This is a genomic window from Vagococcus fluvialis, from assembly GCF_048815235.1.
In the GTDB taxonomy this organism is placed as follows: Bacteria; Bacillota; Bacilli; order Lactobacillales; family Vagococcaceae; genus Vagococcus.
Genome location: NZ_JBMEAO010000035.1, coordinates 1 through 9,407 on the forward strand (window position 1 = coordinate 1; position 9,407 = coordinate 9,407).

Below are 9,407 nucleotides of genomic sequence, written 5' to 3' on the forward strand. Positions count from 1 at the left end.
GTTAACATAAATCAAATTATACCAAGTGAAACTACTGATTTTTATCTTTTGAAAGGATTAATTTTGTATCTTTTTTTGAATTACCCATGATGTAAATGTCTTTATCTATGTTATATAGATTTAAGTTATCTGGATTTTCTAAATCTGATTGCCTAGAAAAGTTAGATATCACAAGTTCAGATACTTTATCAGAGAATACATTTAGTGTATTTTTAGCCTGAAATGTGACATATACTTTATCATCTTCTTTATAAATATTTCCGGAACCATCAGTAATAGAAAAAGTTTTAAATTTAGCTTTAGATCGAACTTTAATAATATATTTATAGTCTTTTTTGAAAGTTTTTCCATCAATTGTTTGCTCAGGAATTTCAACTTTCTTTATATTTTCAATGACTAAATCAGTAGAGTTAAACAAATTAGGTTGGTTAGTCCAAATGTAAATAGTGAGAAAACTTAATATTAATATTATTATTGTGGAAATCAATATTATTACTTTATACTTTTTCTTTTTCTTATAATCAAAACTCAGCTCTTTTACCATTTTTGAATCACCTCTTAATAATTTATCAAGAGAGATATCTAATTCATCAGAAATAGTAACAAGCAACTCAATATCAGGATAGTTTCTTTGTTGTTCCCAGTTAGATACCGCAGTTCTAGAAACATTTAATTTTTTTGCTAAGTCTTCTTGAGTTAAATTTAGTTCGTTTCTTCTTGTTTTTATTTCATTTCCAATCTTCATAGATAATCACCTCTCGTATATCTCCATTAAGAATCAACCAATCCATTTTAACAAGACAGTGAATCTATAAGCAACAAAATATCATAGTCAGAGTTTCTGACATGGCTGTTTTAGGGGGAGTTTATAGATAATTAGAAATTTAGTTAATATGTTGTGGCATTATACTAAGTTAAATATATTGGATAAAAGATGTTATACTTTTTGAAGTTGTATAAGGAGGTATAAAATGATTGATTCAAAAGAGGATAATATAAATGAAGATGAATATGAGAAGGAAATAAGAGAGGAATCCAAACGGTTAGCTAATGAAGTATTTCTGGATTTAAAAAAATATGAAGATATTAGGCTGTCAAATGGGAATAAACATGTTTTTTGTATGGATTATATACTTGATAGATATCAAGACTTAAGTGATATTTCTTTTGATAATAATTTTAATAATTTTTGTAATAATTTACTTGAAGAATTCCAGAATAATAATTATGTTATAAAAGATTTTCACATTGACTATGTAGAAGAAAAAGGTTTTTTTAAAAAATACAGAATAGCAAAATTAAGAATTATATATGCTTAAAAATATAGATAGTAAGTGGATAGAATTTCGTTTATGGTTAAAAATAACCATAATTATAATATCAATAATTATTAGTTGCACCCTTTTTTACCCATTTGATAACTATTTAAACGATATTGTTTCAAGTCCCATAATGTTATCACCTTTTATAGACATAGTTCTCCCTGTACTTTTAATTGGATTATGTTTGTTTATAATAATTTTGATGATTGAATTAATTTTTTGGTTATTAGAAAAACTAAAAAAATAGTTATTTAACTCATAGGTAGACATAATAGGGCATTATACCAAGTTAAATTACATGATATAATAAAATGATTAAACCTTATAAAATATAAACTATCATACGTAAAATACTATTTGTTATTACTAAAACAGGGAGGTAAATAATGAGAGGTAGAAGTAATAAACGATTCGTTAGGAGACCTGTAAAAACAGATATGCCTTATGAAGAGTTTTTTGATATGATTGTAAACATTGGAGAAGAACTTAATTTTTATTATAATGATGTAGAATATTGGATTAGTTATGGTGAAAATCACTATTTGACAGATGCGACAAATAAAATTAGTCAAGAATTTAAAACCCCAGAACAACTTTTTGAAAACGGAAGAATAGAGGGGAAAAGCATTAAAGACATTTGGAATGATGTGAAAATGTAAAGTTAGTTATTTAACTGTTAGGTAGACATAATCTCTATTAAAACAAGTAGCAACAACCACAAGGGTTACAGACCATAAGATTGTGAAAACCAACTTGTCTACCTAAAATCAAAAAGAAGAACCTTGATTTAACAAGGTTCTTCTTTTTTTGACTTAGTGAAATCATCAGTTGTTAGTTAGAGGTGTTTTGTTATTTTTAAGTTTAATGTTACTGGCAATATTAAATAAATTGAACCTAGTAAATAAGTGGTTATGATATACTAATTAACGGCAACTTGCCCCGTAAGGGGGTGTTACTCATGGAATCCGTTATATCTTTAGTTATCGCACCACTTTTAGTGGGACTAATAATCACGTTAGTTGATCATTGGTTAGATGATTAGACGATAGCAAGCAAGTTGCTATCTAACTCACACGCTTGTATTCGCAACAAGTGCAAAGAAAAGCCCAACCTACTCGCTATAGGTTGGGCTTTTGTGTTACTCATTGGAATCTATCTCGTTTCGCACCTTTATTATATCATGTCTTCAAAATCCAATCAAAAAATTTAGTAGTCTTCACTGGCTATCAGTTCCTCACACCCATCTAAAAAAGTTGCTAGTGTAGACCTTAAAGAACTACCTTTTAACTTATCTAGTAGCTTGTGTGCTTGTGGAATGCTATCAACATTGATGGTTGATAGATGAGGTGTATCATAAAATACGTCAGACTCCCACCCTAGATTTTCAGCAAAAAATAAAGCAGCTTGTTGATTATTCCAACCGTCCCAAGCTGTTTCGATAGCTTTTTTAGCTTTCTTTTGTTGTCCTTTTGACGATAATGTTTTTATTTTGTTTTCGAAATTCTCAATATCTTTTTTAGTGATGTTTTCTTTAAGTATCACAGGTTCTAACCATTCCTTTGAGTAAAGGCCGTTTATTTGTTGAACTATCTTTTTACTTTCTTCATAGTTGTTTAGGTTATTTTGAAAAGGATTAGCTTTTACTGGAATTGCTAGTGCCAGGCTTAAACTGAAAAATAAAAAGGCAAGCCACCAACCATGATGAACTCTATCTTCTCGCCAGGTGATAAAGATAAACAGACTGATAATTGCGATTAAAACAGGTAATAAAAATTTGTATCCATAAAAAAGCCACATATCAATCACCTACGTTCCAAAAATAAAATATAAGATACTTGCTAAGGCAATTAAAGAAAGGACTGTCGGGAAATATTCAGTAAAGCGATCCATTCGAATAATATCAGCCTTTTGTCTCTCTATTTCTTCATTAACTATTATCGAAACTTCTCTATCTAAACCTTGTTTATGTTGAGATAATTGGTCAAACTGATGTTGATTTAACGAAGTTAATTGATTAATTCGATTCATTTTTTCAACCAAATCTTGTTTTAATTGCTCAAATGCTTGGTCTGTATCAACTGTTTTTTGGTTTAATTGAGTAATCATTTGTTGCGTCTTTTTTAATTCAGTTAAAGTTGCTTTGTAATCACGATTTAATGCTTGGTAAGCTAGTTCAGCATTAGCATAATTTTGTTTTAATACGTTTATATCAGATTGTTCTTGAAAAGCACCAGCATTTTGGTCACTCCAACTCATATATTATCTTCCTTTCGTTATAAACTAAATCCTCTATCAATATAGCGCTCTTGTTGTATCTCTTTCTGAAATTCTTTTTCTCTTGTTTGATATTGTCTTTCCTGGTTAGCTGCTGTTCGCAACTCGTTTGAACGCATTTGATTTGCTTCAGCTGACATAGTTTGCTGAAGTCCCAGGTTAGAACGTCTGCTTAGTTCAGTTAAAATAGGTTCTTTTTGATAATCTTCGCCTAATTTAACCCCTCGCACCTTATTTTTGCTATCTAATAACTCATAAGTGACGTTTTTTCCTCGAACGGTCACGTCTACCCCTTTTTCATTCAGACTAGCTTTAAATCGCTCGTATGAGTTAACAGAGAAGTCCTCCATGGTACTATCTACTGCATTTCTGATTTCTTGTTTCCAGGGAATCTGCCCCTTTTTTTCTAACTTAATTTCAGCCATTGTTTTGCGTTCTAAGGCTGATTCAGTCACGATATTAAGTCCATGTTCTTTGGCTAACTTATCATTCAATGCTTTAACGTGATCAAAAAAGTGATGTTGATGATATTTAGAGCCATCAGAAAAACTAACCGAGTTCATCACGATATGATTATGAAAATGCTCTTTGTCTGTATGCGTATAAACAGCTATTTGATGATTCGGAGCTATTTTTTGAGCTAATTCAATTCCTAAGTGATTGATTTTTTCAGCACCTAGCTGTTGGCTTTCTTCATGGCTAAAAGATTGAATGACTAAGTGAGCTTGTATGTTGTCTGTCTTATTATAAAAACTTCTTACGGTGGCCATTTCATTTTTAGCATTGTTAATCTCACAGTTTAAACCATCTTTAACTGTCGCTCTTTTTTCAGCATAGTTCATAGCTCTCGTGCCATTTTTTGTAGTGCTTACTTTAACTGTTGCCATATCAACTCTAACTCCTTTTGAACACGTTCTAAATTATATTCTAGTCGTTCTATTTGGGTGCTAGTTGCACTATTTTTGTTCATGTTACACCACTTAGCAATCTGATTAACATTGCCACCAAGTTTAGCTAAATGAGTAATGACTTCAGCTCCTTGTTCCTGATTAATCTTAGGTTGTTTTAATTTACCCTGCGTGATGACCTGGTTAACAATTTGTTTTGAAAATTTTGGCAGAGTCATGTTACGCTCATTAGCTTTTTGTTGCCATACTTCTAGTTCTTCAGCGTTTAAACGAAACTTAACTTGTGTCAGTTCTTTACTGCTCAAATAAGCTCACCCCTTTTCTCTTCAAAAGTCGATTTTCAATCGATTTTATCGTTCACTGGTTAACGAATTGCTTTTTGGCAATCGCTACCCAGACGACAGACAAAGCGCCCTATTCGGTTGCTTTTCTTTGTCGTTTTTTGTGTCGTATTCACTCCTACAAAAAGAAAAATATGCCTAAAAATGTTCCTTGTTCAGTCACTTTTTTAGTCCTTTTTATCTAGCAAAAACACTCACTATTCGCTCGTCTTTTTCGCAAGATAAACTCTTTGAACGCTCCTTATTCAGTCGCCTTCAAAAGAGGGTTCTCTATGGCTATTGTTCCCTGGTCGGTCACATTATTCAAAGAGAACTACTCGCCTACATTTTACAATGTATTCGAGTTTATGGCAAGCAGTGCAAATGGTACCACTTCGTGATACATTTTCGCTTGTTGGGGGTAGCCCCCAATCCCCCAAAACGAAAAATAAATAGTCTGTTCGCCTATTATTTTTCGTTTCATTTCGCTCGTTTTCCTAAAGGAAAACGACCTCACTTCGTCCCTATTTTCTTTCAGAAAAAGGCACTCATTTTTGTGTTAAACGTTATCACTTTTTAGCACAAAAAAAGAGCGATAAAACCTATTGGTTTTCGCTCTAAAAAATCCTGACATTTTCGTTCTGAAGAAACGAAAATACCTCAACCTAAAAATCCTTTTTGTAAATCTTCCAGGAGTCCTTTTTTCTGAATTTCAGATAAAAGTTCCTGTTCCTTTTTTTCTTGTTGCGCTTTAAAATCTGATTCATGTGTTCCGATTTTTAACCCTAATGCGCGATCTTTTGCGCGCCATTTTTCTTCTTGGTTTAACTCTGAGTTATGTTCAATGTTAAATAATTTTTTTCTCTTTTCTTCTTGAGAGTTTTTAGAAAAATCATCCGCATTTTTTGCTTCAGCTTTAAAAGAAAATTGATAACCTATGACAGGTTTCCCTCTACCTTTGCCATGTTTTTTCTTAATTGTTAACCCCCTAAAAAGAGGAGTAAGTTCTTCTTTTATTGGCTTTAAAATTCTTGAATCTACATTAGCTGGCTTGTTCCAATAACTTTTGGGAATATCTAGTAGCTCAAAAAAATCTTCTTTAGAAAAATAGGCATAGCCAGTAGTTCTAAATTGTTTTAATAAACGAAACATAGTTTTTGAATAACTACTTTGTAATTCAGTAAATTGCTGAAGTGAATACCTAACCCATTCATCTAAGTTATTCAACAAAGGTAAGGCTTTTTCATGAATTTGAATCTCTGCATAAGGTACATCAGATTTCCCTTTGATTTGAAATTCATTAAACATGACAAAGCGTTCTCGCTCTAGTCCATCGGCACTACGTCGACCAAATCGCAAATCCATTAATTTATCATAAGTAGTTTCTAAATCATCAATAAATCTGACATTAGCTGTTGCTTTGTAATTACTTAAATCTTTTAATTGATCAAAAGTAAATTGAACCTTTTGAGTATCTTTATCACGCATCCTAGAAACAATCGAAAAAAACAAATTCATTTCAACAGGAGTAAATTTTCTTAAAGGAATTGTATTTAATTCAGTATGATATTTAATAATCTCGTTTGGCATAATAGACCTCCCACTAATTAAAACTACATTTTAATAATACTGTAGTTTTAATTAGTAGTCAATAAACAGACAAAATGTAGTTGATAAACAGACAAAATGTAGTTGATAAACAGACAAAATGTAGTTGATAAACAGACAAAATGTAGTTTAAAACATCTGTAGACCGTTGGTACTATTGGGCTCAAGTGGTGTCTAAAAGAGGTTTAAAAGAGGTTTAAAAGAAATTATAAAAGAGGGAACCTATTTTTCCCACCTAAAAAGGATCTTCTTTTTATAAAAAATGATCTATGCGTAAGATTAAAGGATATAAAAAAGGAGTGAGAGAAAAGCACTCTCACATTTAACTTGCAGCAGTCGTTCTACGCTCCTTCGCTAAAACCTAAACCGTTTCTCTAAAGAACCAATTCAATAGCCTTAAAACGCAAAAAAGAGCTGTTTAAGCTCATTTAGATAAAACTGTTAGTTTGATGAGTAAAACGTCTTTCAGACGGTCAGGGTAAACCCTAACAACCCTAGATTAAAAATCAGTAGCAAATGATAAGAATAAAAAGCTATTTTATTTCCACCACTGCCACCATCTTTTATTTTCTATATTCTCTTCAAGTAATTTTGTATTCTTTTGTTGCTCGTAAAGTAATAATTGTTGTTGCTGGTTTAAGATAGTCTGAAGGGATTCTATTTGATTATTTTTATCTTCAATTTCTTTTTTTAGAAAAACATTCATTTCTTCAAGTTTAATAACGTAATCTTCCTTAAAATCAGATGTATCATTAGGTGTAACATCTGTTACGTCTGTTTTATCAGATAACCCCTTTATTATAAGGTTTACAGATGTATCATCATATAACAAAGTACGTCCATCTTGTGACGTTTCTGTTATGTTGTTTGATTTTATAAATCGATACACAGTCATCTTAGAAACACCTAATATATCAGCAATTTGCTTTGTACTTTTCATGTAACACACCTCGTATCTTTGTTACGTATCATAGTAACATTCATGTTACATCAAATAAAGAGCAATAAAAAACCTTCAGATAAGTTCTGAAGGTTTTAAAAGTTTACATAAATCAAATTATACTAAGTAATTTGATTTAAAATATAAGTTGAAATATTTTATAAAAAAATTCTTTCATGCTACTATTTCTTTAGTTACATAATTAAACAAGGAGGAAAAGTAATGATAGCATCTATGAAATTGCGTAATAAAGTTTTGAATAAATAATTAAATAAAATTCAAAATTCTAGGTAAAGCAATTTCAAGGGATAAGTGTATACTTTTCTATCTAAAATAATTAATTGAAATGGCAAGATGTAGGAATGTTCTAGGTCTTTTTTTGATACACTTTTTCCTTTTATCTAGTATAAAGGGGAATACAAAATGGAAAATTTAACAGTAAAACTAAGTAATATTAACAAAAAATATGGAGCAAAAGATATTTTATCTATTGAAAATCTATCAGCTTACAATGGAGATCGTATAGCTATTATTGGGGCAAATGGACAAGGTAAGTCAACTCTATTAGAAATTATTGCTGGAACTGTACAGCAAGATTCTGGGATTGTTCAAAAAGAAATAGAGTTTAAATTGTTTGAACAAATAGCTGAAACTGAAGAGTTAATAGATACAGATAATATAGATTGGAAATTATTAAATAATTTTTCAGTTCCTAAAAACAAAATAGAAACATTGAGTGGTGGAGAAGAAACTAAATATCGTTTAACACAGCTACTATCTAGCTATTCAATGGGATTATTATTGGATGAACCAACAACCCATTTGGATAACAAAAGCGTAAATGTTTTAATCGATGAGTTGAAATATCATTATGGAACACTCATATTTGTTAGTCATAATCGTTTCTTCATAAATCAATTAGCAAATAAGATATGGGAAATTGAAAATGGAACTGTGTATGAATATGGAGGGACATATGATGATTATTTAGAACAAAAACAAATAAAGCTAGTAGAAATTGAAAATAGTAATGAACAGTTTATTAAAGAGAAAAAACGATTAGAAAGTGCAATTAAGAAAAAGAAAGAGCAAGCTGAAAAGAGTAGTAACGTCTCAAACAGTAAGAAAAATAAAAGTATTAGACCTGATCGATTAGCATCATCTAAGCAAAAAGATACTGTTCAAAAAAGACAACAAAAGACTGCTAAAGCAATGGAAAGTCGTTTAAATCAGTTAGGTGGTATGGAAAAAATATATACTCAAAACGAAATCATCTTTCCACCAAGTCAAACAACAGAGTTGCATAATAAATTTCCGATTATGGGTGATAATTTCTATCTTAAAAAAGGTGAAAAGATTCTGTTTGATAAGTGCAATTTTCAATTTTCATTAGGACAAAAAATAGCTATTATTGGGAATAATGGTGTAGGTAAAACTTCTCTTTTAAAGAGTATATTAAGAAAAGAAGAAGGAATAATAGTATCATCTAAAGTAATTTTTTCGACATATCATCAGATGTCTTATAAAGTATTTGATGATGAGTCTATTCTAAGTTACTTAATGAATCAAACGGAATATCAAGAATCAATAGTCAGAAGTATCCTGAATAATTTAGGTTTTTCTCAATCAGAAGTTTTAAAATCTGTTAAGGACTTGAGTGGAGGAGAATCTACAAGAGTTCAAATAGCAATGCTTTTTACTAAACCATCTAACGTACTAATATTAGATGAGCCTACTAATTTTGTTGATTTAAAAACAATAGAAGCATTAGAGAAATTGATAAAAGCGTATAATGGAACAGTAATATTCACTTCCCATGATCCTTATTTTATAAAAAATGTTGCCGAGGTAACATATAAAATTGAAGACTATATTTTAAAGCAAATCTAAAAAAATAATTATTTAAACATTTGATTAACATAATCCCTATTATTAATAGCTAAAAAGCCTTCAGAATGATTCTGAAGGCTTTAAATATTTTCTAAAGTAATTCTCTGTATTTTTCTCTTAAAATCGTCAGAGTTAACATAAATCA

The 9,407-nt window shown here is 30.3% G+C and carries 11 protein-coding genes; 4 read left to right on the forward strand and 7 right to left on the reverse strand.

What is annotated here, in order from left to right; all coding sequences use genetic code 11:
- Positions 1-31: 31 nt before the first annotated feature.
- Complete coding sequence (locus ACODH8_RS14360; protein ID WP_207028985.1) at positions 32-745, reverse strand: helix-turn-helix domain-containing protein; 714 nt, start codon at positions 743-745, stop codon at positions 32-34.
- Positions 746-971: 226 nt separating this feature from the next.
- On the opposite strand from ACODH8_RS14360, the gene ACODH8_RS14365 reads away from it, so the two are divergent.
- The 3 genes from ACODH8_RS14365 to ACODH8_RS14375 all read left to right on the forward strand — a co-directional run bounded on the left by ACODH8_RS14365 (position 972) and on the right by ACODH8_RS14375 (position 2,364).
- Positions 972-1,319 carry a hypothetical protein gene (locus ACODH8_RS14365; protein WP_207028983.1) on the forward strand — a complete coding sequence of 116 codons (348 nt, stop codon included), beginning with the start codon at positions 972-974 and terminating at the stop codon, positions 1,317-1,319.
- A gap of 389 nt (positions 1,320-1,708) precedes the next feature.
- Entirely contained in the window at positions 1,709-1,981 is a 273-nt protein-coding gene (locus tag ACODH8_RS14370) for a hypothetical protein (RefSeq protein WP_207028981.1), read from the forward strand.
- Positions 1,982-2,280: 299 nt separating this feature from the next.
- On the forward strand, positions 2,281-2,364 hold the full coding sequence (locus ACODH8_RS14375) for a type I toxin-antitoxin system Fst family toxin (RefSeq protein WP_174118100.1): 84 nt from the start codon (positions 2,281-2,283) through the stop codon (positions 2,362-2,364).
- 164 nt (positions 2,365-2,528) lie between these two features.
- Here ACODH8_RS14375 and ACODH8_RS14380 read toward each other — a convergent pair whose 3' ends face one another.
- The 6 genes from ACODH8_RS14380 to ACODH8_RS14405 all read right to left on the reverse strand — a co-directional run bounded on the left by ACODH8_RS14380 (position 2,529) and on the right by ACODH8_RS14405 (position 7,372).
- On the reverse strand, positions 2,529-3,119 hold the full coding sequence (locus ACODH8_RS14380) for a hypothetical protein (protein WP_311873857.1): 591 nt from the start codon (positions 3,117-3,119) through the stop codon (positions 2,529-2,531).
- A 9-nt stretch (positions 3,120-3,128) separates the two neighbouring features.
- Entirely contained in the window at positions 3,129-3,578 is a 450-nt protein-coding gene (locus ACODH8_RS14385; RefSeq protein ID WP_318589908.1) for a hypothetical protein, read from the reverse strand.
- A gap of 17 nt (positions 3,579-3,595) precedes the next feature.
- Entirely contained in the window at positions 3,596-4,483 is an 888-nt protein-coding gene (locus ACODH8_RS14390; RefSeq protein ID WP_318589909.1) for a relaxase/mobilization nuclease domain-containing protein, read from the reverse strand.
- Positions 4,465-4,809, reverse strand: coding sequence for a plasmid mobilization protein (locus tag ACODH8_RS14395; protein WP_318589910.1), 345 nt, complete (start codon positions 4,807-4,809; stop codon positions 4,465-4,467). The genes ACODH8_RS14390 and ACODH8_RS14395 overlap by 19 nt, the downstream gene beginning before the upstream one ends.
- Positions 4,810-5,484: 675 nt before the next feature.
- Positions 5,485-6,414: a replication initiation protein gene (locus tag ACODH8_RS14400; RefSeq protein WP_420505286.1), complete on the reverse strand. Its 930-nt coding sequence runs from the start codon at positions 6,412-6,414 to the stop codon at positions 5,485-5,487.
- 556 nt (positions 6,415-6,970) lie between these two features.
- Positions 6,971-7,372: a hypothetical protein gene (locus tag ACODH8_RS14405; protein WP_126796614.1), complete on the reverse strand. Its 402-nt coding sequence runs from the start codon at positions 7,370-7,372 to the stop codon at positions 6,971-6,973.
- 423 nt (positions 7,373-7,795) lie between these two features.
- On the opposite strand from ACODH8_RS14405, the gene abc-f reads away from it, so the two are divergent.
- A complete protein-coding gene (abc-f, locus tag ACODH8_RS14410; protein WP_420517804.1) occupies positions 7,796-9,262 on the forward strand; it encodes a ribosomal protection-like ABC-F family protein in 1,467 nt (488 codons plus the stop codon).
- Positions 9,263-9,407 lie beyond the last annotated feature (145 nt).

Coding starts and splice junctions, on each gene's coding strand:
- ACODH8_RS14400 (WP_420505286.1), bottom strand. CDS start 6,414: ATGCCAAACGAGATTATTAAATATCATACTGAATTAAATACAATTCCT.
- ACODH8_RS14385 (WP_318589908.1), bottom strand. CDS start 3,578: ATGAGTTGGAGTGACCAAAATGCTGGTGCTTTTCAAGAACAATCTGAT.
- ACODH8_RS14365 (WP_207028983.1), top strand. CDS start 972: ATGATTGATTCAAAAGAGGATAATATAAATGAAGATGAATATGAGAAG.
- ACODH8_RS14360 (WP_207028985.1), bottom strand. CDS start 745: ATGAAGATTGGAAATGAAATAAAAACAAGAAGAAACGAACTAAATTTA.
- abc-f (WP_420517804.1), top strand. CDS start 7,796: ATGGAAAATTTAACAGTAAAACTAAGTAATATTAACAAAAAATATGGA.
- ACODH8_RS14390 (WP_318589909.1), bottom strand. CDS start 4,483: ATGGCAACAGTTAAAGTAAGCACTACAAAAAATGGCACGAGAGCTATG.
- ACODH8_RS14380 (WP_311873857.1), bottom strand. CDS start 3,119: ATGTGGCTTTTTTATGGATACAAATTTTTATTACCTGTTTTAATCGCA.
- ACODH8_RS14405 (WP_126796614.1), bottom strand. CDS start 7,372: ATGAAAAGTACAAAGCAAATTGCTGATATATTAGGTGTTTCTAAGATG.
- ACODH8_RS14370 (WP_207028981.1), top strand. CDS start 1,709: ATGAGAGGTAGAAGTAATAAACGATTCGTTAGGAGACCTGTAAAAACA.
- ACODH8_RS14375 (WP_174118100.1), top strand. CDS start 2,281: ATGGAATCCGTTATATCTTTAGTTATCGCACCACTTTTAGTGGGACTA.